The following is a 24,336-nucleotide window of genomic DNA, read 5'->3' on the forward strand; positions in this document are numbered from 1 at the left end:
TCAGTCCGGGCCAAGCTAGCTGTGTCAGGGTTTACAGAGGGTTATCGACTACTCAGTTTCGGTCGATCCGGCGGCCGAACACGACACTGGTGTTGGTTCGCAAAACCCCGGGGATCTTTGCCAATTCGTCGACCAGTATGTCCAGATCCTCGATCCTGGGGGCTTCGGCGGACAGCAGCAGGTCGAATTCCCCATTGATCGACAGGCAAAGTTTGACCTCGGGATAAGTTTCCAGCCGCTTGATAATACGTTTGGTCTCTTTTTGCTGAACCTCAAGCAAGACAACGACCTGAACGCGCGGGGCGTCTTCGGGCTCGCTCAGAACCACCGAATACCCGGCAATCACGCCGCGTTCTTCCATCCGTTGGATGCGTTCGTGCACGGTGGTCCGGGCCACACCCAGTTTCGCCGCGATCTTAGTCGTAGATTCGCGGGCGTTGTGCTGCAGGGCTGTTATGATGCGGCGGTCAAGCTGATCCATAGGGCCAAGGTGTAGTGCAAATACCTTGGGATGCTCAAGGTTTGTCAGCGTGTTCGCCCGACGTGATCTTCTGCTTGGAGCGCGGCCAGATCAGAAGGGCAATACCAAGCCCCGCAAGGGCTGCAATAGTCATCCAGATCAATGTCTGTTCGGTCCCTTTGGTGGTCATCAGCCACCCGGCCAACGGGTACAGCACCAGCCAGCAGGCATGGGACAGGGTGAACTGCGCGGCGAAAACTGCTGGTCGGTCTTCCGGGCAGGCCGTGCGTGTCAGCAGGCGGCCGGACGGTGTCAAAGTGGCTGAATAGCCAAAGCCAGCACCCGCCCATAACACCGCGAGCCCCCACAAAGTCATCTGGGTCGAGGCGAACAACCCCGCTGCAACGGCCATCGTAAGTGTCCCGAATGCTGCACCAGCCAGCATAACGCTGCGATCCTCGTAGTTGTTCAGAAGAGACGGCAGGATGAAGGCCGCCACCATCGAGCCGCCGCCATACCCGGCCAATGCAACGGCCACAGCACTTTCCGACAGTCCAAGATCGGCGCGCACGATGACGACAGTGTTGACGATGACCATCGCGCTGAGTGACGCGGCCGTCCACGTCAGCGCCAGCAAACCGCGCAATCGTGTCGTACCAAGGTATAGGCGAATGCCCCGGGTTGTCCGGTCGTAACCCCCCCTGCGTTTCGTCGGTTTGGGCGAAGGCAGGGCGACCGACACGACAAGTATTGCCGAGGCAACGAACCCAAAGCTTGTGCCCCAGAACAGGCTGTCAAAGCTAATGATCAACAACAGCGCTGCAGCCAGAGCGGGACTGAGCAGACTTTCGAGGTCATAGGCCAGCCGGGACAGCGACAGAGCTTTGGTATAGTCCTGCTCATCTGTCAGAACATCCGGGATCGTTGCCTGAAAGGCAGGAGTGAAACCGGCAGATGCCGATTGCAGCAGGAAGATCAACACATAGATCTGCCATATCTCGGTTACGAACGGCAGGCAAAGCGCGACGGCGGCACGCGCAAGATCTAGCGCCACCAACATTTTGCGTCGGTCCAGCCGTTCTGCATACGCAGCGGCAAGCGGGGCGACAACCACGTAGGCCACCATCTTGATGGTCAGGGCGGTTCCCAGAACCATACCCGCCGCGTCACCGGCCAGATCAAAGGCGAGCAACCCCAAGGCAACCGTCGCCAGCCCGGTTCCCATCAACGCAACCACCTGAGCCGCCAGTAAATGCCGATAGACGCGGTTCTTCAGGACGCTCAGCATCGGTCAGAGGTACTTTGTGATGGTTTTGAAATCTTCCACGTCCGGGTTTTTGGTTGCGGTCGTTGGTGACAGGCAGTGATCAATATGATCGTGGATCAAGGCCCGTTTGGCGTTGGTAATCGCCTTTTCAACCGCAAAAATTTGCTGTGCGATGTCGGTGCAGGGCTCTTGATCTTCAAGCATGGATATTACCCGGGCCAGATGCCCGTGTGCGCGTTTCAGACGCGCGTGGATCTGCGGGTGCGACTCGTGTTTGTGCTGTGTCATGCAATAACCCTATCCTCCCCATAGGGATATGGTCAACGTAACCTGCGGGTCCCTGCCGCACTGTCATGGATAGCGTTGAGTTTAGGGACCAAACCTCCTATCTCGGGGACGATACCGGACAAAGGACAAGCCCCGTGGCAAACCATCTTTACAAAAACGACCTGCCGGACGGGTTGGATATGGGCCCTGTTGTGGCCATTGACTGCGAGACTATGGGGCTAAACCCGCATCGGGACCGGCTGTGCGTGATCCAGATGTCAGGCGGCGACGGAAACAGCCACATCGTTCAGGTGGAGAAGGGACAGACCGAGGCCCCGAACCTGTGTGCGATGCTGGAAAACCCTGACGTGCTGAAGCTGTTCCACTTTGGGCGCTTTGATATCGCCGCGATGTACCATGCGTTTGGCGCGCTGGCCGCTCCGGTTTATTGCACCAAGATCGCCAGCCGGCTGGTGCGCACCTATACGGATCGACACGGGCTGAAGAACCTGTGTCAGGAGCTGATCGGCGTAGATATCTCAAAACAGCAGCAGATGAGCGATTGGGGGGCTGAGACCCTGACCAACGCGCAGCTGGATTATGCGGCTTCTGATGTTCTGTACCTGCATCAGCTGCGCGAGGCGTTGGACGGACGCCTGGCCCGCGAAGGCCGCACCGAAATGGCGCAGGCCTGTTTTGACTTCCTGCCGATGCGTGCGAAACTGGACCTCGCCGGTTGGCCCGAAACGGATATTTTTGCGCACTCATGACCGATATCGAAGCATTCCTGAGAACCGCACGTCAGGTCATCACCGACGAGGCCCGCGCGCTGGACGTGCTTGCCGAAAGCCTGAATGAAGATTTTGCCGAAGCCGTGCAGATGATCCTGCAGGCTCCGGGCCGCATCATCATCAGCGGTATCGGCAAATCTGGTCACATCGGCCACAAGATTGCCGCCACGCTGGCCAGCACCGGCACGCCGGCCTATTTCGTGCACCCGGCCGAGGCCAGCCATGGCGATCTGGGCATGGTGTCGAAAGGCGATGTGGTTCTGGCCATCTCAAACTCGGGCGAAGCGCCGGAACTGGTCAATCTACTGGCCTTTACCCGCCGCTTTGGCATTCCCTTGATCGGATTGTCCAGCAAGCCGGAAAGTACGCTGATGAAGCAGGCGGATGTGCATTTGCTGATCCCGTCGCTGGGCGAAGCTTGCGGTTTTGGCATGGTGCCCTCGATTTCAACCACGTTGACGTTGGCGATGGGCGACGCCCTGGCCATTGCGTTGATGAAATACCGTGATTTCAAGCCCGAGGACTTCCGCGCCTTCCACCCTGGCGGCAAGCTGGGGGCGCAGCTTTCCACAGTGCGGGATTTGATGCACGCTGATCTGCCAGTTGTGTCTGAGGGCACCCCCATGAGCGAGGCGCTTCTGGTCATGAGCCAGAAAAGCTTTGGCGTTGTCGGCGTGACGGATGAGACGGGCCGCCTGATTGGCATCGTGACTGACGGCGACTTGCGCCGAAACATGGACGGCCTTCTGGACAAGACCACCAAAGAGGTCATGACCACCAATCCGCTGACCATTTCCCCGAACGCAATGGCGGAAGAGGCGGTGGCGATCATGAACGACCGCAAGATCACTTCGCTGTTCGTGGTCGACCCCGAGACACAAGGCCCAGCCGAGGGGCTGTTGCATATCCACGACTGCCTGCGCGTCGGATTGGGCTAAGCGGAGGGTAGTGCGGTGGACGGACACTCACGCAGGGTACAGTTCTTCAAGGTGGTGCTGCCGTTGGTGGCTATCGCTATGCTGTCGACTGTGTTCCTGCTGTCGCGCAGCATCGAAACCAATGTGTCCGTGCCCTTCAACCAGCAGGATATCGATGAACGTTTGGCGGATCAGGTGGTGACGCAGCCCAACTACCAAGGAACGACCCGCAAAGGCGAAGACGTTCAGATCGAGGCAAGCCGGGCAACGCAGGGTACTGAGGGCGAAGCGCCAACAGCGGCCGAATTTCGGGGCCGCTTTGGCCTGCTGAATGGCGGCGTAATCACTTTGGATTCCAACTCTGGCATGATCCGTCCGGACAAGAATACGGCTACCTTTGTCGGGGATGTGGTTATAACAACAACGGACGGCATCGTCGTCACAACGGATCTGTTGAACACCGCGCTGGACGAAATTCAGGGTGACACGCCCGGTCAGGTCGACGGAACCGGTATTATTGGTGATTTTACTGCGGGCAGAATGACATTTGGGACTGAAAAAAAAGATGGACCGGTCCATATTATTTTTACAGATGGCGTGAAGTTGGTGTATGAGCCTCAAAAAGCAGAAAGATAACCTGTGTTCTATTTTCGATTAGCCCTTGTAAGCGCTGCTCTGGTAACTGGTGCGATCTCTGCGACAGCGCAGGAAACTCAGGTTGCTTTCGGTTCGGCTAATGCCGACCCAAGCCTGCCAGTCGAGGTGACCTCGGAAAAGCTGAACGTAAATCAGGAAGACGGCTCGGCCGAGTTTCTGGGGAACGTGATCGTCATTCAGGGCGAAATGCGCCTGACGGCGGAACGCGTGCTAGTCATTTATAACGAAGACCGTTCAGGCATCGAACGGATGGAAGCGACCGAAGATGTGATTCTGGTCAGCCCTCCGGATGCGGCCGAAGGCGACTGGGCGGAATACACCATCGATTCAGGTGAGATCGTCATGAAGGGCAACGTTCTACTGTTGCAGGGTCCAAGCACGATCAGCGGCGACCAGATGAACGCCAACCTGACCACCGGCAAAGCGACGATGACCGGCAACGTGAAGACCATCCTGCAGCAGGGGGCCAACTGATGGCTCAGCCAAACCTGACGGTAGCCGAAGGCGCGTCTGGCCTGAAAATCGAAAAACTTCGCAAGTCGTACCGAAAAAAGACGGTGATACGCGACGTTTCCATGACCTTGGGTCGATCCGAGGTGGTGGCGCTGTTGGGTCCGAACGGGTCAGGCAAGACCACCACATTCTACTCGGTCGCGGGACTTGTGTTTCCTGAGGCCGGCACTGTTACGATTGACGGTCAGGTTGTCACAACGCTGCCTATGTATCGCCGTGCGCGACTTGGGATCGGATATCTGCCGCAAGAGATGTCGATTTTCCGTGGCATGAGTGTCGAGGACAATATCGCCGCCGTTCTGGATATTACCGTCAACCATGCTCACCGCCGAAAGGAGCGGCTGGAAGAACTGTTGTCCGATTTCTCGATCGAACACCTGCGCCGCGCACCCGCGCTGGCCTTGTCGGGCGGTGAACGCCGCAGGGTCGAGATCGCGCGCTGTTTGGCAGCAGACCCGAAATATCTGTTGTTGGATGAACCCTTTGCAGGTGTCGACCCGATCAGCGTCGGGGATATTCGCCATCTGGTTGCGGACCTGAAAAAGCGTGGAATCGGCGTGTTGATCACCGATCACAACGTGCGCGAAACACTAGAGATCGTGGATCGTGCCTACATCCTGCATGACGGTCAGGTCCTGATGTCCGGCACACCCGACGAAGTGGTGGAAAACGAAAACGTGCGCCGGGTCTACCTGGGCGAAAACTTCCGTATTTCATAAGCTTGCGCAGATTTTCGCCAGGCGCATGGCGGAAATCACGTATATACACGCCTGTTTTGATTGACTCTCCCGCCGTCTCTTGCCTCAATTGGACTATGGCATTTCTTCGGTTCCCGACTGGATCACGACGTCCCTTCCTGGAAGGGGGGCCGGTGCGGTTACCGCAGGATTTGCCGATGTCCCCCACCCGATAAAAACAAGCGCGTCGCATTACGTGACGTCAGAAATGGGTGTGAATTGTGAAGGAGATCACATGCGTTACCAAATCAGCGGAAAACAGATCGACATCGGTGCGGCCCTGCAGACTCATGTGCAGACCGAACTGGGCGAGGTCGTGGGCAAATATGCCCAACGTCCGACAGATGCCAACGTCGTCTTTTCCCGTTCAGCGCATGAATATGTATGCGAAACCACAGTGCATCTTTCCACTGGTCTGACCGCTCAGGCCAAGGCACACGCAACCGAGATTTACGCGGCGTTTGAGGGATGCTGCGACAAGATGGAAACGCAACTGCGCCGTTATAAGCGCCGACTGAAAGACCACCACAAGGATCGGTCCGAGCCTGTTGAACTCTTCGGAGCGTCGTCTTATATCCTCGCCTCTGACGAATCGGAGACGGCTGACGAGCCCGATACTCTGCAGCCCATGATCGTGGCTGAGATGGAAACCAAGATCCCATCGCTGAGTGTTGGAGAGGCGGTCATGCAGATGGAACTTGCCGGTGCGCCGGTGTTGGTGTTCCGGAACGAAAACAAGGACGGATTGAATGTCGTGTACCGTCGCGAAGATGGTAATATCGGCTGGATTGATCCGTAACAGGCAAGACTAGCAAGGCACGCCCCTGCAATTGCAGGGGCCCCGCCATGGAGCGTGATGATGGAGCTTTCGAGCATATTAAAGCCCGAAGCAGTACGTGTGTTGTCCGCCGCTTCTAGTAAGAAGCGGTTGTTTCAGGAGATTGGCGATGTTGCTGCCGGGACTTTGCACCTGGATGCGCAGACTGTCGTCGATTGCTTGCTGGAGCGCGAAAGCCTTGGACCGACCGGGGTTGGACACGGTGTCGCCTTGCCTCACGCTCGGCTGACAGATCTGGACTCTGTCTCGGGTGTGTTTGTAATGCTCGAAAAACCGATTGATTTTGGATCGGTCGACCGGCAGCCGGTGGACATCGCTTTTGCACTGTTTGCGCCGGAAGAGGCGGGTGTCGATCACCTTAAGGCGCTTGCGCTGGTGTCCCGTACACTGCGTGATACGTCTGTTTGCACAAAACTGCGGGCCAACCCTGATCCGGTCAAGCTTTACGCGATTCTGACCGAAGCGCAGTCCATGCAGGCTGCCTGACCTTGCTGAAATAAAAAAGCCCCCGAAAACTGGGGGCTTTTTTCTTCGAGGCGGCTTTTGGTTACCCGCCTGCTCCCATTTCCAGCGTCCACCAGATTTTCCCGCCACTTTCCTGATGCCAGGAAAAGCCCATTTGTGAGGCTTTCGGGTCCATGATCACGGCTCGGGGGCCAGGTTCCTGCATCCAGGCGGCCAAGGTTTCGGTTTCGGTCTCATAGGTTTCCGAAATCGCCTCACCCAGGAAAGTTCCGTAATAACCAACGCGTTGCGCGCGATCTATGGGCGACGATCCGTCCGAACCGAAGTGCCATGGGCGGTTCTGGCGCGCCATGTCCTTAGAGTGGGTCGCGGCCGCGGCATTCAGCTGCGAGTTCAGCTGCACCGCCTGTAAACCCTGAGCCTGGCGCAAGGCATTTACCGAATCCAGCATACGGAACTGGAGCTTTTCGGGGTTGCCGCGGATTTTGTAGACCGACGGCAGTGGACGGCCATCCGATCCGTAAGTTGGGGTGCTGCTTGGGGTACATGCAGCCAGCGCAACAAAGCAAAGAAACAGTAATGTGATAATACGCGTCATGATCGACCTGATTATTGTGTCGATATACGGCATAGCGCGCCATGCAGCCTTCGGCAAACCTGCAATGGCTGATTCTTGCATGTTTCTGCCGGTTTGATTTGCGATTGACGCATTCTGGCAATAAAATACGTGAAAATTTCAGGACAACTTTCGCAAAGGACCGGTCACTATGGTCAAGAAACCCATTCATTCATCTAGCCGCCGAGCATTTCTGGCCGGTGCTTCGGCCTTGTTGGCATCGCCGGCGATTGCCCAGTACGTTCCTGGTGACCCACTGCGCCCAGCCCCCGAGGCCGAGCCAGACGTGCGTCGCAATGTCTCGGGGTTCCGCGCCCTGGATTGGCAGCCTTATTTCTCGAATACGAGAAATGGGGCCATTCTGGTCGATACGGTGTCCCGAGCGCTGCATTATTGGTCAGATGATCAATCTGTATACAAACTCTACCCCTCATCCGTTCCGCTGACCGAAGAATTGACCCGCCGGGGCCGCACCAGCGTCATCCGCAAAGTTGAGGGTCCCAGTTGGTCGCCGACACCTTCTATGAAGAAACGAAATCCCGAATGGCCGGACCATATTCCACCGGGCCCTGATAACCCATTGGGAACACATGCTTTATACCTGAGTTGGAAATACTACCGGATTCACGGAACGCATGACACGCGCAAAATCGGTCGCCGGTCGTCGAACGGATGCATCGGCCTGTTCAACGAAGATATCGCTGAACTGTTCTCGATGGCGAAGGTCGGCACGCAAGTGTTGCTAATATGACGACATTTTCGCGCACGAACCCGCTTGTGGCTCAAGTTGCAATTGCATTCCAGTCATATAGCTGATTAGAAAAAAACCACGAGGTAAGTCTTAGGTGTGCGGATCCGATTGATGGAGCCGTGCAAACTCTGGAGGTTAATATGAAAAAACTCGTTCTCGCCGCTGCATTGACTGCTGCTGCTTCGACCGCTTATGCCGGTAACCTGGAAGAGCCGGTTGTTGAAGCACCGGTTGTTGTAGAGGAAACTCAGGGTTCGTCGCAGGGTATCATCCTGCCGCTGATCCTGCTGGTCGTAGTTGCCGCAGCTGTTGCAGCAAGCTAACTTGACGAGCTAAATATAGAGAAAAGGCGGTGGAGTGATCCACCGCCTTTTTTCATTTCTTGATGATGGGAAACGGTCAGTCGAGCCAGCCCTTCAGATTGTCTTCGATTACCTTGCCCAGCGCGCCAATGTGCGAATCATCGTCATTGAGGCAGGGGATATAGGTAAAGGTCTGACCGCCGGCCTCTTCAAAGCTTTCCTTGATCTCTTCGTTGATCTCTTCCAGCGTCTCGATGCAATCGGCGGAAAACGCCGGTGCGATTACCGCGATGTTCTTCTTTCCCTGTCGCGCCAGATCAGCCACGTGATCCACGGTATAGGGTTTCAGCCATTCCTCGGGACCGAATCGCGATTGGAAGGTTGAGACCAACTGATCGTCCGACCAGCCCAGCCGTTCCTTCAGCAATCGGCTCGTTTTCGCGCATTGGCAATGATAGGGGTCGCCCTGCTGCAAATAGCGCTCTGGCATGCCGTGATAGGAACAGACCAGCACATCCGGTTTGGTCTCCAGCGCCGCATAGGCTTTTTCCACTGACCCGGCCAAAGCGTCGATATAAGCAGACTCGTCGAAATAGGCTGGAACGGTGCGAGACGCAGGTTGCCAGGCTTCGTCCATCAGCGCGCGGAAGAACTGATCATTGGCTGTTGCAGTCGTCGCGCCAGCATATTGCGGGTAAAGCGGGAAGAACAGGATGCGTTCACAGCCCGCGGCCACCATTTCACGTACTTTGGATTTGGTTGAGGGATTGCCGTAGCGCATGCAGAAATCGACCATCACCTGATCGCCATAACGTTCCTGCATTGCGTCTCGCAACTTGGCCGTTTGGTCCTTGGTGATCGTCATCAGCGGGCTTTCGCCCTTGTCATGGTTCCAGATCGACTTGTAGGCCTCACCCGAGCTGAACGGGCGCTTGGACAGGATGATGCCTTGCAGAATCGGCTGCCACTTCCACTTGGGATAGTCGATTACGCGCTGGTCCGACAAAAACTCATTCAGATACCGGCGCATCGGCCAATAGCTGTAGTCATCCGGCGTACCGAGATTGGCCAGCAGAATGCCGACGCGGCCCATTTTGACCTTTGGATGGTCTGCGGCGGCATGATCGGGGCGAGTGGCGTCAAACATCTGATGCTTCCTGAGATTTCTCTGTACTGGCCTGAGATAACCGGAAAAGCCCGGTCGTCAATTGGACAGTTTACCTTCTTTTGTGCCCAGCGCATCCGCAAGCCGGGCTTTGGCTGATCCGGGGCGCAATGGTTTCTGCTGGCTGTCATCGGGAGACCAGCCGGTCAGGCAGTTCAATTCATAGGTGGCGGCCAACCGTCCCCCGGGCGTTGAGAAGTTGTCGGCATAGACCTGCTGCGCGCGCGTAAAAACCTGTCGCTTGGTGGGTTGTTTCATGCGCCCGGACAGGCTGTTGGTCTCACCCATGGCGCGCAGGTCATGCATCAGGTGCTGCATGTCGCGGTATTCCGCCGTCAGGCGCGCGGTGTCGGCGACCGGCAGCGCAAACCCCGCCCGTTGCAGCAACCCGCCAAGATCGCGCAGCTCGGCCATCGGGACGATACGGGGGCTGAGGCCTCCGGTCACTTCGATTTCGGCCTGTCCCAATGCGGCGCGCAATTCGTGCAGGGTTTCTCCGCCCAGACACACGACCAACAGCAACCCGTCGGGGCGCAGAGCACGGCGACATTGGATCAGTTGCCCAACAGGATCATTGGCCCAATGCAGCGCCATGGCGTGGATGACCAAATCATGCGCGCCGGGCTTCAGGGCCAGATACTCATCATCCGCAATGATCCGCGTCCCGGGCAGCACGTCCTGCCAGATATGCGCAAATGGCGTCACGATCGCCGGGGCAGTAAAGGTTTTGTTAACCATGGAGAGCCGATCCTGCACTTCGTCCACAGCGGCACGATGCAGGAACAGGGCCTCATCCTTCGCGCGGGCGCGGTGCCGGGTAAGGACCTGGCGATCAAACAAAGAGGGTGTATTGGACTCAGGCAGTTTCATAGGGCGCAATTATCGCATGTGGCACCGGATTCAAACCGCTGTCGCGCTGATCTATCCGCCGCGCTGTCTGGGATGCGGGGAACTGACCGAATCGGATTTCGGGCTGTGTGGGCCCTGCTGGCGCGAGACGCTCTTTATCGGTGGAGTTGTTTGCGAAAGCTGCGGGGTGCCGTTACCGGGGGTTTCAGACGGTCACCGGATTGAGTGCGACGATTGCTTGGCTGCGCCGCGCCCCTGGCAAGATGGGCGTTCGGCCCTTTTGTACGATGGCAAAGCGCGGTCGCTGGTGCTGGCCTTGAAACATGGTGACAGGCCCGAACTGGCGCGCCCCGCCGCACGCTGGCTGGCGCGGGCCGGGCAAGAGATGTTCCGCGAGGGGATGCTGCTTGCGCCGGTTCCTTTACACTGGTCCCGGTTGTTGAAACGCCGGTACAACCAGTCCGCCCTACTGGCGCAGCACCTTGGGAAAGAGGCAGGGCTTGAGGTGTGCCCGGACCTTTTACTTCGCCGCCGAAAGACGCCTGTTCTGGATGGCAAAACAGCGGCAGAGCGGGCTGAAGTCCTTAAAAGCGCGATCATCGCCCATCCAAAGCGGCAAGACCGCTTGCGGGGCCGCGATATCCTGCTAGTGGACGATGTGATGACGTCCGGCGCAACACTGGCGGCTTGCGCGCGTGTCTGCCTTGCATCCGGAGCAAATCATATTTCCGTGTTGACCCTAGCGCGCGTTGCCAAGGATGCCTAATTCGCCCAAGATTATGCGAAACGCGAAGGTACGGAATATGAAACCGGTAGAAATCTACACCTCGCCGCTGTGCGGTTTTTGTCACGCGGCCAAACGCCTGCTGAAACAGAAAGGCGTCGAGTTCAAGGAAGTCGACGTGCTGATGCATCCCAAGCGCAAGCCTGAGATGATCAAGCGCGCGGGTGGCAAACGGACCGTGCCACAGATATTTATCGGTGCGCAGCACGTGGGCGGCTGTGACGAACTGTATGAGCTGGAGCGTCAGGGCAAGCTGGATCGCCTGCTCGCAGCTTGATGAAGACCGCGCTGCTGCAAATCACCTCGTCGGATGATCCGGCCGAAAATCTGGACAGGGTGCGCGCCATGATGGCCGAGGCTGCTGAACAAGGCGCGCGGTTCATCCTGACGCCCGAGGTGACGAATTGTGTGTCCACCAGCACCACGCGGCAGCGCGAAGTCTTGCAGCACGAAGAAGATGACCAATCGCTGGCTGGCCTGCGGGATAAGGCCGCTGCGCTGGGTGTCTGGCTGCTGATCGGGTCTTTGGCGATCAAAACCCATGATGCAGACGGTCGGTTTGCCAACCGGTCCTTCATGATCGACCCGCAGGGGCAGATCGTGGCGCGGTACGACAAGATACACATGTTCGACGTGCAGGTCACCGAAACCGAGACCTTCCGCGAATCCAAAAATTACCGCCCCGGCGACAAGGCGGTGATTGCCGACACCGATTTTGGCCAGCTTGGCATGAGTGTCTGCTATGACGTCCGGTTTCCGGCGCTCTATGCGGCGTTGGCGCACGCAGGGGCGCGAATCCTGACGGTTCCGGCCGCGTTTTCGCCGGTCACGGGTGCGGCCCATTGGGAATCGTTGCTACGCGCCCGGGCGATTGAGACTGGCTGTTGGGTTCTGGCCCCCGCACAAACTGGCGATCACCCTAAAACCCGCGGCAAGACGCGCTATACCTATGGCCACAGCATGGTTGTCGCCCCCTGGGGCGAGGTCGTCATCGACGCAGGGACCGATCCGGGCATTCACATTTTCGATATGCATGATAGTTCTGTGTCTGAGGCGCGCCGTCGGGTGCCCTCGTTGACTCACGTCCGTCGCTTTGACGGACCCTGATCCAGAACCGGACCATGACTGACGAACACAATGCCCTTGCGGTCACGCTGTTCAGCGAAATCCTGACCGCCGACCAGCTGTTGCGTAATCGGCTTAGCCGGGTGCTGCCCAAGGGTATGGAGATTTCGCATTTCTCGGTGCTCAATCACCTGGTTTTTGTCGGGAACGAGCGCAGCCCGGCCCAATTGGCGGATACATTCCACGTCACCCGAGGGGCGATGACCAACACTTTGGCCAAGCTGGAATGGGCCGGATACATCCACATCCGCCCCGACTGGGACGACGCCCGCCGCAAGATGGTCGCCATCAGCCCCGCCGGTCGCCGCGCGCGCGATCAGGCGATTGCGTCGATTGCCCCGCTGATCAACCGCGTGGTCGGAGAGTTGGGGCTGGAGCGCGTCCGCAGCACGCTGCCCGTGTTGCGGGATTTGCGGTTGCAGTTGGAGGGGGAGTAGAGTTTCTTCCATTTGATTGAATTGATCGGGCTGGGTATCAACCCCGGCGGGAAGAAATAGACATGGCTGTAAGACTCAACGACGCAACCGATGTAAGTCTGTGGACGAAGTTCTATCTCGAAACCTTTGATCCGAATGACGATGTGCGCCTTCAGGCCGGTAAAGACTGGCTGGATGCGGAAGAATTGGCGGCGCTCGAGAAGACCCGCGATGGGCACCTTATGGAATTCCGAAGCTCTGACAGACCTTGGCGAGCAGAATTTTTGCCAGAAAAGCTAAAAATTACGAAGGGAACTGCTTTGCCTGATTTGGTGACATCATTTCCCGGTAGTAACAATCAGTATGCTAAAGCCTACTTGGTCAGTCCGCGTTTGAAGAAACTAATCGAAGGCTTTCAAGCCCCAGATGATGGATGGCAGTTCTTTCCCGTTGAAATTTTGAATCAGGATGAGACGATCTACGACACCTACTATGTCTGGTGGGTACATAAAGTAGTCGATGGAATTGATGGGAATGCTGATGGTGTAAAATCGGTCTCAGGGCCGATAGATGGTAAACATGGTTGGACTTATAGCGGTTTAAGGAGCCCGGAACGCCTCAGGTTGCGAAAGTCTGTGGTTGGGAACCTGAACGCCTGGATTGACTTTCGGTTTCAGCCTTTTGCGGGCATTTTCGTTTCAGATGCGCTTTTGCAAGCGATGTTGGACAATAAGATGACAGGCATTTTGCCTAATTCAGGTTGGTCTGAGGTCTAGTAGGATGGGTATGAACACCCATCCTACCCCGGCTTCACACTCGCCGTCACATAATTCACGCTCAGATCGCGGTCCGAGATCGACCAACTCCACAGGATTGGATTGAACACGAAACCCTTGCGGTCCACCGGGTCCAGCCCGGCTTGGCGCAGCAGGTCGAACAGCTCATCGGGGGTGATGAACTTGTTCCACTCATGGGTGCCGCGTGGCAGCCAACGCATGACGACCTCGGCCCCGAAAATGGCCATCGCATAGGATTTCGGGTTGCGGTTGATGGTCGAACAGATCAGCAAGCCGCCCGGCCTCAGCAATTGCTGCGAGGCCGTCAGAAAACCCAACGGGTCGGCCACATGTTCGACCACCTCCATGTTCAGCACCACATCGAATTGCTCACCCACGGCGGCCATGTCCTCGGCAGTGGTGTGGCGGTAGTCGATCTCCAGCCCGGATTGTTCCGCATGGATGCGCGCGACGGGCAGGTTTCCTTCGGCGGCATCCGCTCCGACCACTTCGGCCCCAAGGCGGGCCATCGGTTCGCTTAGCAGCCCGCCGCCACAGCCGATATCCAGCAAACGCAAGCCCTCGAACGGCTTTGGCGACTTTAAATCGCGATCGAATTCGCCCGCGATCTGCTGTGTGATATAATCCAGCCGACAGGGGTTGAGCATGTGCAGTGGTTTGAATTTTCCATGCGGATCCCACCATTCTGCGGCCATCGCTTCGAATTTTGCGATCTCAGAAGGGTCAACCGTGTTCGGATGCGCTTGCATTCCTGTCTCCGTATGCTCTTTTACGCTTAAGGACTATATAGGGCCATAATGGACAAGTACCCGGACCAAAAGCGCGCAGTTCAATATCTGTACCCGCCGATCGATCCTTTCGATCAGCGTATGGTCGATGTGGGCGACGGACACCGTATCTATATGGAACAATGCGGCAATCCCAACGGCATTCCGGTGGTGATTCTGCACGGAGGCCCGGGCGGTGGCTGCAGCCCCGCGATGCGGCGCTATTTTGATCCGGACGTTTACCGGGTGATTCTGATTGATCAGCGTGGATGCGGACGGTCACGCCCGCATGCCTCGGTCACGGACAACACCACTTGGCATCTGGTGGACGATATCGAACGTCTGAGAACCCTGCTGGATATCGACGACTGGATTGTCTTTGGCGGCAGCTGGGGGGCAACGCTTGCGCTGGTCTATGCGCAGTCCCACCCGGATCGGGTTAATCGCCTGGTGCTGCGCGGTGTGTTCCTAGCGACGCAGGCCGAGCTGGACTGGTTTTATGGTGGTGGCGCGGGCAAATTTTGGCCCGAGCAATGGGCGAAGTTCACTGCTCTGCTGTCGGAAAGTGAACTAAGCGACACGATCGGCGCATATAACAAACGCCTGTTTTCGGGTGATCGCGCAACCGAGATCCTGTATGCGCGCGCTTGGTCTAGTTGGGAAAACGCGCTGGCTTCGATCCATTCGCATGGCGCAACCGGGGAAAGCCCCGGTGAATACGCGCGCGCCTTTGCGCGGCTTGAGAATCACTATTTCATCAACCGCGCGTTCCTTGAACAGGACGGGCAGATTCTGGACCAGATGGACAGAATCGCACATATTCCCGGCCATATCGTGCAGGGCCGGTATGACATGATCTGTCCGCCTCAGGCCGCGTGGAACCTTGCCCAGCTGTGGCCCAATGCCGAGCTGAAGATGGTGCGTCAGGCAGGGCATGCGCTGTCCGAACCCGGAATTAGCGCGGAATTGGTTCGCATCATGGACCGCGTGGCGGAGGGCGCGCTATGACCCGCATCGACCGTCGTGCTTTGTTTGCTTCCGGTGCTGCTGCCGCTCTGCTTGCGGCGACCGGTGCGTCTTTAGCCGATACGCCCAAAGTGGGTGGTACGCTGCGCTTGGCTGTGCCGCGCGATGACAGTTTGGAGCAGGTTGCCCGCGGGGCCGTGTTCGACACCCTGACCGAGATTGCATCCGACGGCACCCTGCGCGGAGAGCTTGCGACCGGTTGGCAAACTGATTCCCAAGCCCGCATCTGGAGCTTTGATCTGCGCGAGAACGCTCGTTTTCACGATGGCGCAGTCCTTGATGTAGGGGATGTGATGGCTGTTCTGGGCGATGTCGGGCAGGTCGACGCCTTGTCAGACAATCGCGTGCGTCTGGAGTTGGCTCAGGCCAACCCGGGTCTACCCTTCCTTTTGGCCGACAGCAGGTTCGTTATTACGCGCAACGGGCAAGGTGTCACGCCCTTGCAGGCGGCGAACGGCACCGGATGCTACCGAGTTGAACGGGCGGAGGATGATCGTCATTTCCTTGGGCGCCGTGTGGCGGGCCACTACAAGGATGGATTTGCTGGCTGGGCCGAAACCCTGGAAGTTATCGTGATTCCCGACGCTCGCGTGCGTACCGAGGCACTGCGAGACGGCTTTGTGGATATCGCGGCACTGCCGCAGGGCGAAGGGTTCAGCCCGCACCGCGGATTGCGCTTTTTTCCAAGCGAATCCGATATGGCGCTGGCTGTAGCAGGGCATGTCGGCATGCCCCGTCAGATCGGAACGGATCGCCCCCTGGATGATGGCCGCGTTGCCGAGCGTTGGTGGTTGATTTAAACGCCGAAAATTCGCCTGACTTCAACTTTGTGCAAAATTTTGCTATTGTAAGCGCTGTATTAGCTTAATTGTTTCGAAAATGGGAGAATTCCCATGAGGGTTGAAAGTTTAAAGAATATATCAATATCCATTTTGTCCGTAGCATTGGCGGTTGTTGCGGTGTTTGCCCTGAAATCAGGTAAAGACGTTACCGTAAAAGTCAGCAAAAACGGGACGATAGAGCTGGATGCCCGCGAAGGGCAGTCGCTGACCCAGTTGCTGGACAAGGGTTTTGAGGCCGTAGAGGCGAACCCCGAAGATAGTGCAGAGACGACAGCGCGGAAACTGTCCGATATGCGGGCTCTGACCCGCACGCTGAAGTCGCATGGTTACTATGCGTTGAACGATTCGGATCTGGTTCATGAGATTAGAGGGCTGAAAAAGGAGGATCCCCTGTCGGCCGGGCTGCGCGACGTTCTGTATGATCTGGAAGGTCCGTTTTCGCTGCCCGGAACATTGCGTGGGGCGGATTCACGGATGTGGCAGGCGATCGCTGATCTGTACGAGGGTATAAAGTCCGAACCGCGTGGTGACAGCCAGCTATTTGCGACGCTTTACACGAACTTCATTCAGCAAGAGACCGTGTTCAGCCCCTTCAAGCACGAGGTAACGGCCGAGGGCGTGTTGTTGCATGACGCAAATGGGAACGAAAAACCGATGGTGTACACCTGCCCCGACAGTTTTTTGAAACCGGGGATCACCGTCTTGATCAAGCCGACCGGCGGGTCATCCAATATCATGCGTCAGTTCACGGTTCGGCAAGATCCTGTTTTTCATGCCTGCGCCGCGAGGACACCGTTCGAGTTTTTGTCGGGTTCGGAAATGAAGCTGGGGCTGAACCGGGTGGCCTTTGATCAACTCTTCCCACCGCGGACGGCGAATGCCGAGCAGTTTCAGGGCAGGGGCACTCTTTCGGTTATTATTTACCCGCGCAACACGCAGCCTGCGCTTTTTGCATCTTCGGCGGAATAGGAGCATTCCATGAATAAACTTGCTGTTCTCGCTGCCATTATTGCACTTGTGACCGTCACTCTGTCAGGCGTATTACATGCCCAGGGACGTCAATGCCTGTTTGACGGCGAGGTCTACGAAGACGGGGACCGCGTTGGTCCTTACCTATGTGAAAATGGCGAGTGGATTTTGTCAGACTGATATTGTGATTGCCCATCCTGGCGCTTGGGCTTGCAATCTTGCAGTCGCTTGGCTATATGGCCGTTAACAGCGGCGTGTCGGGCTTCGGTCCGGGGCTCCACCGGAAAAGATCGACGGGCCGCGCGCCCGTTTTTTTGTGCCCGACTGACAGGGTAGAGTACCAGATGACAAATGACCTGATAGCCAAAGCAGCCATCGACCGGCGACTGGCCGAGATCATCACTCCCGTGATCGAGGATCTGGGGTATGAACTTGTGCGTATTCGCCTGATGAGCGGCAAACAAACCACGCTGCAGATCATGGCTGACAAGCCTGATGGCGGTATCGAAGTGGATGATTGCGCCGAGATTTCGAACGCGGTCAGCGCCACGTTGGATGTTGAGGATCCGATCCTTGACGCCTATGCGCTGGAAGTGTCCAGCCCCGGCATCGACCGCCCCCTGACCCGTCTCAAGGACTTTGAGGCGTTCGAAGGATATGAGGCCAAGATCGAAACCGCCGAACTGATCGACGGACGCCGCCGTTTTAAAGGTGAGCTGGCAGGGATCGAGGGAGATGAGGTCCTGATCAATCTCACCGAGGGGGACGAGACGATCACCATCGGACTGCAATTCGACTGGCTGAGCGACGCCAAGCTGGTCCTGACCGACGACCTGATCAAGGAAATGCTGCGCCAGCGCAAAGACGCCGGTGCCCTGAACGAAAACGCTTTCGACGAGATTGAGACCGAAGGGTCCGAAGAGGAGACGAACTGATGGCAATCACCTCAGCCAACCAGCTGGAGCTGCTGCAGACCGCCGAGGCCGTGGCCCGCGAAAAGATGATCGACCCCGGTCTGGTTGTCGAAGCGATGGAAGAATCGCTCGCCCGTGCCGCCAAAAGCCGCTACGGCGCCGAGATGGACATCCGCGTCAGCATCGATCGCAAGACCGGCAAAGCGACATTCACCCGCGTTCGCACCGTGGTCGAGGATGAAGAGCTGGAAAACTATCAGGCCGAGATGACCGTCGAGCAGGCCAAGCAGTATATGGAAACGCCTTCGGTTGGTGACGTCTTCGTTGAAGAAGTGCCACCAGTTGAAATGGGCCGTATCGCGGCGCAATCCGCAAAGCAGGTGATCCTTCAGAAGGTTCGCGAAGCCGAGCGCGATCGTCAGTACGAAGATTTCAAGGATCGGGCAGGCACCATCATCAACGGTGCGGTCAAGCGCGAAGAGTTTGGCAATGTCATCGTCGATCTGGGCGGTGCTGAGGCCGTTCTACGCCGCAATGACAAGATCGGTCGCGAAAGCTATCGTCCGAATGACCGAGTGCGTGCCTATATCAAGGAAGTGCGTCGCGAAGTTCGTGGCCACCAGATCTTCCTGTCGCGCACCGCGCCGGAATTCATGGCCGAGCTGTTCAAGATGGAAGTGCCGGAAATCTATGACGGCATCATCGAGGTCAAAGCCGTGGCCCGTGACCCCGGTTCGCGCGCCAAGATCGCCGTGATTTCCTATGACGGGTCGATTGATCCCGTTGGTGCTTGCGTAGGTATGCGCGGCAGCCGCGTGCAGGCCGTTGTGAACGAGCTGCAGGGCGAGAAAATCGACATCATTCCGTGGAACGAAGATCAACCGACCTTCCTGGTGAATGCGCTGCAGCCTGCTGAGGTTTCCAAGGTGGTTCTGGACGAAGAAGCCGGTAAAATCGAGGTTGTGGTTCCCGAGGAACAGCTTTCGCTGGCCATCGGTCGCCGCGGTCAGAACGTGCGTCTGGCCAGCCAGCTGACCAATCTGGATATCGACATCATGACCGAGGCCGAAGAATCGGCGCGTCGTCAGAAAGAATTCGAAGCCCGCACCCAGCTGTTCATGGACAGCCTGGATCTGGACGAGTTCTTTGCACAGTTGCTGGTGTCCGAAGGCTTCACCAACCTCGAAGAGGTAGCCTATGTGGAGATCGAAGAACTGCTGGTGATCGACGGCGTTGACGAAGGCACCGCGCAAGAGCTGCAAACACGGGCGCGCGAACACCTGGAAGCACAGGCCAAGGCAGCGTTGGAAAGCGCCCGCGCGTTGGGTGCCGAAGACAGTCTTATTGAATTCGAAGGCCTGACACCCCAGATGGTTGAAGCGCTGGCCAAGGACGATGTGAAGAACCTGGAAGACTTCGCAACCTGCGCTGACTGGGAACTGGCCGGTGGTTGGACCACGGTCGACGGCCAGCGAATCAAAGATGACGGTGTTCTGGAACCTTTCGGTGTAACGCTGGAAGAGGCGCAGGATCTGGTCATGACAGCTCGGATCATGCTGGGCTGGGTCGATCCTGCTGAGTTGGAGCAGGCCGAAGAAGAAGTTACCGAAGAGGAGGCCGAGGCCTGATCTCAGGCTTCGGGTGGCGCAAATGGGTCGCGGTGGCGTCCATAAGGATCGGTCCGAAGGACCTGAACGCAAGTGCATCGCCACGGGCGAGGTTCAACCTAAATTTGGGTTGATCCGCTTTGTGACGGGGCCGGATGGTCAGGTCTTTCCGGATGTCGCGGCGAAACTACCGGGGCGCGGTGTCTATGTCGCGGCGGATCGAAGCGCGTTGGACAAGGCCGTGGGCAAAAAGTTGTTTGCACGTGGTTTCAAGGCACAAGTCAGCGTGCCTAACGATCTCGCGGATGAAGTTGAGCGTCAGATTGCGCGCCGTGTGATCGAGTTGGTGAGCCTTGCGCGTAAATCCGGTGATGCGATCGCCGGTTACGAAAAGGTCAAGACGTGGCTGGACCGGGAAGAGGCCCAGGTACTGATACAAGCCTCTGATGGATCAGGGCGCGGCAAGTCGAAACTGAGCACGCCGCACTTCGGAACATACATCGGCTGGCTGACGGCGGACGAGCTGGGACAGGCATTTGGGCGCCAAACTGTGATTCATGCGGCGCTCGCCTCTGGCGGACTCGCCAAACGTGTTGTAGAGGAAGCGCAGCGCCTGCGTGGCTTGCGCGAAACGGATGACGGCGGCAGGGGCCGCGCGGAAGGGTAAGAAGCTTTATGAGCGATAATGACGGCAAAAAGACATTGGGTCTTCGTGGCGGGGCACGCCCCGGAAATGTGAAACAAAGTTTCAGCCACGGACGTACCAAGAATGTCGTGGTGGAGACCAAACGCAAGCGCGTGGTGGTTCCCAAGCCGGGTGCCGGCAAGCCGGGTGGCGGAGCAACGCCCTCGGGTGATCCGTCGCGCCGCCCTGCCGGGATTTCCGATGCGGAGATGGCCCGCCGGATGAAGGCGCTGCAGGCTGCCAAAGCCCGCGAGGTCGAAGAGGCCGCCGCCCGCGAGGCAGCTGAAAAAGCGCGTGAAGAAGAACGCGCCCGTCGTCGTGCGGAGCAAGAGGCTAAGGAACGCGAACAGCGTGAGGCCGAAGAACGTGCACGTGCCAAGGCCGAAGAAGAAGATCGCAAGCGCAAAGAGGCTGAAATTGCGGCCCAACGCGCTGCTGCTCCGGCTGCACCGGCAGAGCCCAAGGCGGCTGCTCCGCGCAGCCCGGCGAACAAGCCTGCACCGGCTGCAACGCCGCGGAAAAACGATCGCGAGCGTGAACAGCGCGGAAATCGTGGCAAAGGCCGTGATGACAACCGCCGGTCCGGCAAGCTGACACTGGGTCAGGCAACGGGCGGCGAAGGTAATCGGCACCGCTCTATGGCGGCGATGAAGCGCAAGCAGGAGCGGGCGCGTCAGAAAGCCATGGGTGGTACGGTCGAGCGCGAAAAGGTAATCCGCGACGTACAGCTGCCCGAGGCGATCACGGTGTCAGAGCTGGCCAACCGTATGGCCGAGCGTGTGGCAGACGTTGTCAAATCGCTGATGAACATGGGCATGATGGTCACGCAGAACCAGACCATTGATGCCGATACCGCCGAGCTGATCATCGAAGAATTCGGTCACAAAGTGACCCGTGTCTCTGATTCGGATGTCGAGGACGTCATCAAAGAGGTCGAAGACGACGACAAAGATCTGAAATCGCGTCCGCCAGTCATCACCATCATGGGTCACGTTGACCACGGCAAAACCTCGCTGCTGGATGCGATCCGCGATGCGCGGGTTGTGGCAGGCGAAGCGGGTGGCATCACTCAGCACATCGGTGCCTATCAGGTGACAACCGATAGCGGCACCACGCTGTCTTTCCTGGATACGCCGGGCCACGCGGCCTTTACTTCGATGCGCTCGCGCGGTGCTCAGGTCACGGATATCGTGGTTCTGGTTGTTGCCGCCGATGACGCGGTGATGCCGCAGACGGTCGAAGCGATCAACCACGCGAAAGCGGCCGGAGTGCCGATGATCGTGGCGATCAACAAGGTCGACAAGCCGGGCGCGAACCCGGACAAGGTGCGCACCGACCTGCTGCAGCACGAAGTCATCGTCGAGAAAATGTCGGGTGAAGTTCAGGACGTCGAAGTCTCTGCCATCACCGGTCAGGGTCTGGATGAGTTGCTGGAAGCCATCGCGCTGCAATCCGAGATTCTGGAGCTGAAAGCCAACCCGAATCGCGCTGCCCAAGGTGCCGTGATCGAGGCGCAGCTGGACGTGGGTCGCGGCCCGGTCGCGACTGTTCTGGTTCAGAACGGTACGCTACGTCAGGGCGATATCTTCGTCGTGGGTGAGCAATACGGTAAAGTCCGTGCGCTGATCAACGACAAGGGTGAACGCGTCAAGGAAGCTGGCCCCTCGGTTCCTGTCGAGGTTCTGGGTCTGAACGGCACGCCCGAAGCTGGCGACGTTCTGAACGTGACCGAGACCGAAGCGCAGGCCCGCGAGATCGCAGAATACCGCGAACAGGCCGCCAAGGACAAACGCGCCGCCGCTGGTGCCGCAACGACCCTTGAGCAGCTGATGCAGAAGGCCAAGGAAGACGAGAACGTCAACGAACTGCCAATTCTGATGAAAGCAGACGTTCAGGGCTCGGCTGAGGCCATCGTTCAGGCGATGGAAAAAATCGGCAACGACGAGGTGCGCGTGCGCGTGCTGCACTCGGGCGTAGGTGCGATTACCGAAACCGATGTCGGCCTGGCCGAAGCATCCGGTGCGCCGATCCTGGGCTTCAACGTGCGTGCCAATGCGTCGGCGCGGAACACCGCGAACCAGAAGGGCGTGGAAATCCGCTACTACTCGGTGATCTACGATCTGGTCGATGACGTGAAAGCTGCCGCATCGGGCCTGCTGAGCGCCGAGATCCGCGAAAAGTTCATCGGCTACGCCGAGATCCGCGAAGTCTTCAAGGTCACCGGCGTCGGCAAAGTTGCTGGCTGTCTGGTCACCGAAGGCGTGGCACGTCGTTCCGCAGGCGTCCGCCTGCTGCGCGACAACGTGGTGATCCACGAAGGCACGCTGAAAACGCTGAAGCGCTTCAAAGACGAAGTGGCCGAGGTTCAGTCAGGTCAGGAATGCGGTATGGCGTTCGAGAACTACGACGATATCCGTGCAGGCGACGTGATCGAAATCTTCGAGCGCGAAGAGGTCACCCGCACGCTGGATTGATCCGGTAGTACAGTAAAACAAAAAAACAGCGGCTCACTCGGGCCGCTGTTTTATTTTTGTGAATGGTTGCAAGCCTTTGATTGTGCGTATGAGATTCTCTGAATCCAGTCAGTAAGGTGCGTTTTACAATCCTGCCCTAATTATGAGATGAGTCTGACTTCAAGGTCGGCTATGCGGACGAAGCCGACCTTGCGGAAAAGTGACGGAATCCTTGAAAAAGCTTGCTTCCGCTGGGATGGTGTCTCCGACAGAATTTTCTGAGGAATTGAAAATGCATTTCCCCAAACTTGCGGCGGTTTCGTCGATTGTTCTTGCAATAACCAGTTCGCAAGCGCTCGCCCAGGATGGGGGCCCGATACTGTTCACAAACGTCAACGTGTTTGATGGTGTGAATGAGGAAATGATTGAAAATGCCAATGTCGTTGTAACCGACAATCTGATCACAGATGTGTCCTCAGAACCCCTCGCCGTCGCCAATGGTATCGTCATCGATGGCGGCGGGCGCACGTTGATGCCGGGCCTGATCGACGTACACTGGCACACGCTTTACTGTTGCAATCCGCAGAGTGTGGTTGTGACCGGCGATATTCTTGAGGTCGCGGTGCGTGGTGCCATCGGGTCCGAAGGCACGTTAATGCGCGGCTTTACAACGGTGCGCGACGTTGGCGGTAATTCATTTGCCATAAAACGGATGATTGACGCAGGCGAGATCAAAGGCCCCCGTATCCTGCCGTCCGGCCCACCCGTAACACAAACCGGCGGCCACTTTGACTATCGCCCCTACCAAGCGGTTCCGACGAACGGCGCGGATTCGCAATGGTACTGGTACAGCGTTGGTTTGATGGCGCAGGCTGATGGTGTTCCGGAAGTGGTCAAGCGCGCGCGTGAAATCATGCGCATGGGCGCAAGCCAGCTTAAGATTTCCACCGGTGGCGGGGTGTCATCCACTTATGACCCTCTGGATGTACGCCAATACACCAAGGCCGAAATCGAGGCTTTCGTAGAGGTGGCCGACACCTACAACACCTATGTTGCATCTCATGTCTTCACGGACGAGGCCGTGGAAATTGCCGTTGCCGCAGGCGTTAAGTCCATCGAGCATGGCTTTTTGATGAGCCGCGAAACGATGGAACTGATGCGCGACAATGAAGTTTGGTTGTCAGTGCAGCCCCTGCTGGATGACGAGGATGGCTTTTCTTTCGACGACCCTGTTAGCCAGCAGAAATGGATCGACGTCACCAACGGTACAGATTTCACTTACAAAACGGCGAAAGAAGTTGGCGTGAAAGTCGCTTTCGGCACCGACATCCTGTTCGATCCCAAACTGGCCGAACG

Annotated in this window: 30 protein-coding genes; 23 read left to right on the plus strand and 7 right to left on the minus strand. The window is 57.7% G+C overall.

All coding sequences use genetic code 11. The features are described 5' to 3' along the window. Positions 1-52: 52 nt before the first annotated feature. From AC2FIB_RS18545 to AC2FIB_RS18555, 3 genes are read right to left on the minus strand one after another with little or no spacing between them, the layout of a single operon-like run. Positions 53-481: an Lrp/AsnC family transcriptional regulator gene (locus AC2FIB_RS18545; RefSeq protein WP_109311283.1), complete on the minus strand. Its 429-nt coding sequence runs from the start codon at positions 479-481 to the stop codon at positions 53-55. A gap of 34 nt (positions 482-515) precedes the next feature. Further along, complete coding sequence (locus tag AC2FIB_RS18550) at positions 516-1,748, minus strand: MFS transporter (protein WP_496842586.1); 1,233 nt, start codon at positions 1,746-1,748, stop codon at positions 516-518. A 3-nt stretch (positions 1,749-1,751) separates the two neighbouring features. Continuing rightward, complete coding sequence (locus AC2FIB_RS18555) at positions 1,752-2,015, minus strand: metal-sensing transcriptional repressor (protein ID WP_496842587.1); 264 nt, start codon at positions 2,013-2,015, stop codon at positions 1,752-1,754. A 134-nt stretch (positions 2,016-2,149) separates the two neighbouring features. On the opposite strand from AC2FIB_RS18555, the gene AC2FIB_RS18560 reads away from it, so the two are divergent. The 7 genes from AC2FIB_RS18560 (at position 2,150) to AC2FIB_RS18590 (ending at position 6,933) form a co-directional block, all read left to right on the plus strand. Continuing rightward, positions 2,150-2,764 carry a ribonuclease D gene (locus tag AC2FIB_RS18560; protein ID WP_108861705.1) on the plus strand — a complete coding sequence of 205 codons (615 nt, stop codon included), beginning with the start codon at positions 2,150-2,152 and terminating at the stop codon, positions 2,762-2,764. Beyond that, the gene (locus tag AC2FIB_RS18565; RefSeq protein WP_496842589.1) at positions 2,761-3,723 is read left to right on the plus strand and encodes a KpsF/GutQ family sugar-phosphate isomerase; all 963 of its coding nucleotides are present in this window, start codon (positions 2,761-2,763) and stop codon (positions 3,721-3,723) included. Before AC2FIB_RS18560 ends, AC2FIB_RS18565 begins: the two co-directional genes overlap by 4 nt. Positions 3,724-3,738: 15 nt before the next feature. Next, the gene (lptC, locus tag AC2FIB_RS18570; RefSeq protein WP_058272998.1) at positions 3,739-4,338 is read left to right on the plus strand and encodes an LPS export ABC transporter periplasmic protein LptC; all 600 of its coding nucleotides are present in this window, start codon (positions 3,739-3,741) and stop codon (positions 4,336-4,338) included. A gap of 3 nt (positions 4,339-4,341) precedes the next feature. Then, the gene (locus AC2FIB_RS18575) at positions 4,342-4,833 is read left to right on the plus strand and encodes an LptA/OstA family protein (RefSeq protein ID WP_058272997.1); all 492 of its coding nucleotides are present in this window, start codon (positions 4,342-4,344) and stop codon (positions 4,831-4,833) included. Beyond that, complete coding sequence (gene lptB, locus AC2FIB_RS18580; RefSeq protein WP_058272996.1) at positions 4,833-5,591, plus strand: LPS export ABC transporter ATP-binding protein; 759 nt, start codon at positions 4,833-4,835, stop codon at positions 5,589-5,591. The genes AC2FIB_RS18575 and lptB overlap by 1 nt, the downstream gene beginning before the upstream one ends. A gap of 253 nt (positions 5,592-5,844) precedes the next feature. Further along, a complete protein-coding gene (gene hpf / locus AC2FIB_RS18585) occupies positions 5,845-6,408 on the plus strand; it encodes a ribosome hibernation-promoting factor, HPF/YfiA family (RefSeq protein ID WP_058273067.1) in 564 nt (187 codons plus the stop codon). A 60-nt stretch (positions 6,409-6,468) separates the two neighbouring features. Further along, positions 6,469-6,933 (plus strand): PTS sugar transporter subunit IIA, encoded by a 465-nt coding sequence (locus AC2FIB_RS18590; protein ID WP_058273066.1) that lies wholly within the window; start codon positions 6,469-6,471, stop codon positions 6,931-6,933. 61 nt (positions 6,934-6,994) lie between these two features. Here the strand turns inward: AC2FIB_RS18590 and dalA are convergent, their stop codons facing one another. Further along, on the minus strand, positions 6,995-7,510 hold the full coding sequence (gene dalA / locus AC2FIB_RS18595; protein WP_058276578.1) for a divisome-associated lipoprotein DalA: 516 nt from the start codon (positions 7,508-7,510) through the stop codon (positions 6,995-6,997). 169 nt (positions 7,511-7,679) lie between these two features. On the opposite strand from dalA, the gene AC2FIB_RS18600 reads away from it, so the two are divergent. Beyond that, positions 7,680-8,279 carry a L,D-transpeptidase gene (locus AC2FIB_RS18600; RefSeq protein WP_496736884.1) on the plus strand — a complete coding sequence of 200 codons (600 nt, stop codon included), beginning with the start codon at positions 7,680-7,682 and terminating at the stop codon, positions 8,277-8,279. A gap of 140 nt (positions 8,280-8,419) precedes the next feature. Further along, positions 8,420-8,602: a hypothetical protein gene (locus AC2FIB_RS18605; protein ID WP_010442520.1), complete on the plus strand. Its 183-nt coding sequence runs from the start codon at positions 8,420-8,422 to the stop codon at positions 8,600-8,602. 76 nt (positions 8,603-8,678) lie between these two features. Here the strand turns inward: AC2FIB_RS18605 and hemH are convergent, their stop codons facing one another. Together hemH and AC2FIB_RS18615 are read right to left on the minus strand one after the other, a co-directional pair. Then, positions 8,679-9,728 carry a ferrochelatase gene (gene hemH / locus AC2FIB_RS18610; RefSeq protein ID WP_496736882.1) on the minus strand — a complete coding sequence of 350 codons (1,050 nt, stop codon included), beginning with the start codon at positions 9,726-9,728 and terminating at the stop codon, positions 8,679-8,681. A 57-nt stretch (positions 9,729-9,785) separates the two neighbouring features. Beyond that, a complete protein-coding gene (locus AC2FIB_RS18615) occupies positions 9,786-10,616 on the minus strand; it encodes a methyltransferase domain-containing protein (protein WP_496736880.1) in 831 nt (276 codons plus the stop codon). A 16-nt stretch (positions 10,617-10,632) separates the two neighbouring features. Here AC2FIB_RS18615 and AC2FIB_RS18620 point away from each other — a divergent pair, with 16 nt between their 5' ends. The 5 genes from AC2FIB_RS18620 to AC2FIB_RS18640 all read left to right on the plus strand — a co-directional run bounded on the left by AC2FIB_RS18620 (position 10,633) and on the right by AC2FIB_RS18640 (position 13,696). Continuing rightward, positions 10,633-11,361 (plus strand): ComF family protein, encoded by a 729-nt coding sequence (locus AC2FIB_RS18620; protein WP_496737001.1) that lies wholly within the window; start codon positions 10,633-10,635, stop codon positions 11,359-11,361. 37 nt (positions 11,362-11,398) lie between these two features. Continuing rightward, the gene (gene grxC, locus AC2FIB_RS18625) at positions 11,399-11,656 is read left to right on the plus strand and encodes a glutaredoxin 3 (RefSeq protein WP_058272991.1); all 258 of its coding nucleotides are present in this window, start codon (positions 11,399-11,401) and stop codon (positions 11,654-11,656) included. Beyond that, on the plus strand, positions 11,656-12,486 hold the full coding sequence (locus tag AC2FIB_RS18630) for a carbon-nitrogen hydrolase family protein (RefSeq protein WP_496736878.1): 831 nt from the start codon (positions 11,656-11,658) through the stop codon (positions 12,484-12,486). Before grxC ends, AC2FIB_RS18630 begins: the two co-directional genes overlap by 1 nt. A gap of 14 nt (positions 12,487-12,500) precedes the next feature. Continuing rightward, the gene (locus AC2FIB_RS18635; protein ID WP_472722373.1) at positions 12,501-12,941 is read left to right on the plus strand and encodes a MarR family winged helix-turn-helix transcriptional regulator; all 441 of its coding nucleotides are present in this window, start codon (positions 12,501-12,503) and stop codon (positions 12,939-12,941) included. Between the two features lie 62 nt (positions 12,942-13,003). Next, positions 13,004-13,696 (plus strand): imm11 family protein, encoded by a 693-nt coding sequence (locus AC2FIB_RS18640; protein WP_496736876.1) that lies wholly within the window; start codon positions 13,004-13,006, stop codon positions 13,694-13,696. Between the two features lie 23 nt (positions 13,697-13,719). Here the strand turns inward: AC2FIB_RS18640 and ubiG are convergent, their stop codons facing one another. Further along, on the minus strand, positions 13,720-14,466 hold the full coding sequence (gene ubiG / locus AC2FIB_RS18645; RefSeq protein ID WP_496736874.1) for a bifunctional 2-polyprenyl-6-hydroxyphenol methylase/3-demethylubiquinol 3-O-methyltransferase UbiG: 747 nt from the start codon (positions 14,464-14,466) through the stop codon (positions 13,720-13,722). Positions 14,467-14,514: 48 nt separating this feature from the next. On the opposite strand from ubiG, the gene pip reads away from it, so the two are divergent. The 9 genes from pip to AC2FIB_RS18690 all read left to right on the plus strand — a co-directional run. Continuing rightward, on the plus strand, positions 14,515-15,492 hold the full coding sequence (pip, locus tag AC2FIB_RS18650) for a prolyl aminopeptidase (protein ID WP_496736872.1): 978 nt from the start codon (positions 14,515-14,517) through the stop codon (positions 15,490-15,492). Next, positions 15,489-16,310 (plus strand): ABC transporter substrate-binding protein, encoded by an 822-nt coding sequence (locus tag AC2FIB_RS18655; RefSeq protein WP_496736871.1) that lies wholly within the window; start codon positions 15,489-15,491, stop codon positions 16,308-16,310. The genes pip and AC2FIB_RS18655 overlap by 4 nt, the downstream gene beginning before the upstream one ends. Before the next feature lie 93 nt (positions 16,311-16,403). After that, positions 16,404-17,321, plus strand: coding sequence for a hypothetical protein (locus tag AC2FIB_RS18660; RefSeq protein WP_496736869.1), 918 nt, complete (start codon positions 16,404-16,406; stop codon positions 17,319-17,321). A gap of 9 nt (positions 17,322-17,330) precedes the next feature. Next, on the plus strand, positions 17,331-17,501 hold the full coding sequence (locus tag AC2FIB_RS18665; RefSeq protein WP_496736867.1) for a hypothetical protein: 171 nt from the start codon (positions 17,331-17,333) through the stop codon (positions 17,499-17,501). Between the two features lie 164 nt (positions 17,502-17,665). Next, a complete protein-coding gene (gene rimP / locus AC2FIB_RS18670) occupies positions 17,666-18,256 on the plus strand; it encodes a ribosome maturation factor RimP (protein ID WP_058272983.1) in 591 nt (196 codons plus the stop codon). Continuing rightward, positions 18,256-19,863 carry a transcription termination factor NusA gene (nusA, locus tag AC2FIB_RS18675; protein ID WP_496842591.1) on the plus strand — a complete coding sequence of 536 codons (1,608 nt, stop codon included), beginning with the start codon at positions 18,256-18,258 and terminating at the stop codon, positions 19,861-19,863. The genes rimP and nusA overlap by 1 nt, the downstream gene beginning before the upstream one ends. Positions 19,864-19,885: 22 nt before the next feature. Next, complete coding sequence (locus AC2FIB_RS18680; protein ID WP_496736866.1) at positions 19,886-20,509, plus strand: RNA-binding protein; 624 nt, start codon at positions 19,886-19,888, stop codon at positions 20,507-20,509. A gap of 8 nt (positions 20,510-20,517) precedes the next feature. Further along, complete coding sequence (gene infB, locus AC2FIB_RS18685) at positions 20,518-23,001, plus strand: translation initiation factor IF-2 (protein ID WP_058272980.1); 2,484 nt, start codon at positions 20,518-20,520, stop codon at positions 22,999-23,001. Between the two features lie 271 nt (positions 23,002-23,272). After that, a partial coding sequence (locus AC2FIB_RS18690) for a metal-dependent hydrolase family protein (RefSeq protein WP_496842592.1) occupies positions 23,273-24,336 on the plus strand: 1,064 nt, incomplete at its 3' end.

The sequence above is a fragment of the Ruegeria sp. YTSA072 genome, from assembly GCF_059610285.1.

Excerpts from the sequence above, each read along its gene's own strand:
- AC2FIB_RS18545 (WP_109311283.1), bottom strand. The coding sequence starts at position 481 with ATGGATCAGCTTGACCGCCGCATCATAACAGCCCTGCAGCACAACGCC.
- AC2FIB_RS18550 (WP_496842586.1), bottom strand. The coding sequence starts at position 1,748 with ATGCTGAGCGTCCTGAAGAACCGCGTCTATCGGCATTTACTGGCGGCT.
- AC2FIB_RS18555 (WP_496842587.1), bottom strand. The coding sequence starts at position 2,015 with ATGACACAGCACAAACACGAGTCGCACCCGCAGATCCACGCGCGTCTG.
- AC2FIB_RS18565 (WP_496842589.1), top strand. The coding sequence starts at position 2,761 with ATGACCGATATCGAAGCATTCCTGAGAACCGCACGTCAGGTCATCACC.
- lptB (WP_058272996.1), top strand. The coding sequence starts at position 4,833 with ATGGCTCAGCCAAACCTGACGGTAGCCGAAGGCGCGTCTGGCCTGAAA.
- hpf (WP_058273067.1), top strand. The coding sequence starts at position 5,845 with ATGCGTTACCAAATCAGCGGAAAACAGATCGACATCGGTGCGGCCCTG.
- AC2FIB_RS18590 (WP_058273066.1), top strand. The coding sequence starts at position 6,469 with ATGGAGCTTTCGAGCATATTAAAGCCCGAAGCAGTACGTGTGTTGTCC.
- dalA (WP_058276578.1), bottom strand. The coding sequence starts at position 7,510 with ATGACGCGTATTATCACATTACTGTTTCTTTGCTTTGTTGCGCTGGCT.
- AC2FIB_RS18600 (WP_496736884.1), top strand. The coding sequence starts at position 7,680 with ATGGTCAAGAAACCCATTCATTCATCTAGCCGCCGAGCATTTCTGGCC.
- AC2FIB_RS18605 (WP_010442520.1), top strand. The coding sequence starts at position 8,420 with ATGAAAAAACTCGTTCTCGCCGCTGCATTGACTGCTGCTGCTTCGACC.
- hemH (WP_496736882.1), bottom strand. The coding sequence starts at position 9,728 with ATGTTTGACGCCACTCGCCCCGATCATGCCGCCGCAGACCATCCAAAG.
- AC2FIB_RS18615 (WP_496736880.1), bottom strand. The coding sequence starts at position 10,616 with ATGAAACTGCCTGAGTCCAATACACCCTCTTTGTTTGATCGCCAGGTC.
- AC2FIB_RS18620 (WP_496737001.1), top strand. The coding sequence starts at position 10,633 with ATGTGGCACCGGATTCAAACCGCTGTCGCGCTGATCTATCCGCCGCGC.
- grxC (WP_058272991.1), top strand. The coding sequence starts at position 11,399 with ATGAAACCGGTAGAAATCTACACCTCGCCGCTGTGCGGTTTTTGTCAC.
- AC2FIB_RS18630 (WP_496736878.1), top strand. The coding sequence starts at position 11,656 with ATGAAGACCGCGCTGCTGCAAATCACCTCGTCGGATGATCCGGCCGAA.
- AC2FIB_RS18635 (WP_472722373.1), top strand. The coding sequence starts at position 12,501 with ATGACTGACGAACACAATGCCCTTGCGGTCACGCTGTTCAGCGAAATC.
- AC2FIB_RS18640 (WP_496736876.1), top strand. The coding sequence starts at position 13,004 with ATGGCTGTAAGACTCAACGACGCAACCGATGTAAGTCTGTGGACGAAG.
- ubiG (WP_496736874.1), bottom strand. The coding sequence starts at position 14,466 with ATGCAAGCGCATCCGAACACGGTTGACCCTTCTGAGATCGCAAAATTC.
- pip (WP_496736872.1), top strand. The coding sequence starts at position 14,515 with ATGGACAAGTACCCGGACCAAAAGCGCGCAGTTCAATATCTGTACCCG.
- AC2FIB_RS18655 (WP_496736871.1), top strand. The coding sequence starts at position 15,489 with ATGACCCGCATCGACCGTCGTGCTTTGTTTGCTTCCGGTGCTGCTGCC.
- AC2FIB_RS18660 (WP_496736869.1), top strand. The coding sequence starts at position 16,404 with ATGAGGGTTGAAAGTTTAAAGAATATATCAATATCCATTTTGTCCGTA.
- AC2FIB_RS18665 (WP_496736867.1), top strand. The coding sequence starts at position 17,331 with ATGAATAAACTTGCTGTTCTCGCTGCCATTATTGCACTTGTGACCGTC.
- rimP (WP_058272983.1), top strand. The coding sequence starts at position 17,666 with ATGACAAATGACCTGATAGCCAAAGCAGCCATCGACCGGCGACTGGCC.
- nusA (WP_496842591.1), top strand. The coding sequence starts at position 18,256 with ATGGCAATCACCTCAGCCAACCAGCTGGAGCTGCTGCAGACCGCCGAG.
- AC2FIB_RS18680 (WP_496736866.1), top strand. The coding sequence starts at position 19,886 with ATGGGTCGCGGTGGCGTCCATAAGGATCGGTCCGAAGGACCTGAACGC.
- infB (WP_058272980.1), top strand. The coding sequence starts at position 20,518 with ATGAGCGATAATGACGGCAAAAAGACATTGGGTCTTCGTGGCGGGGCA.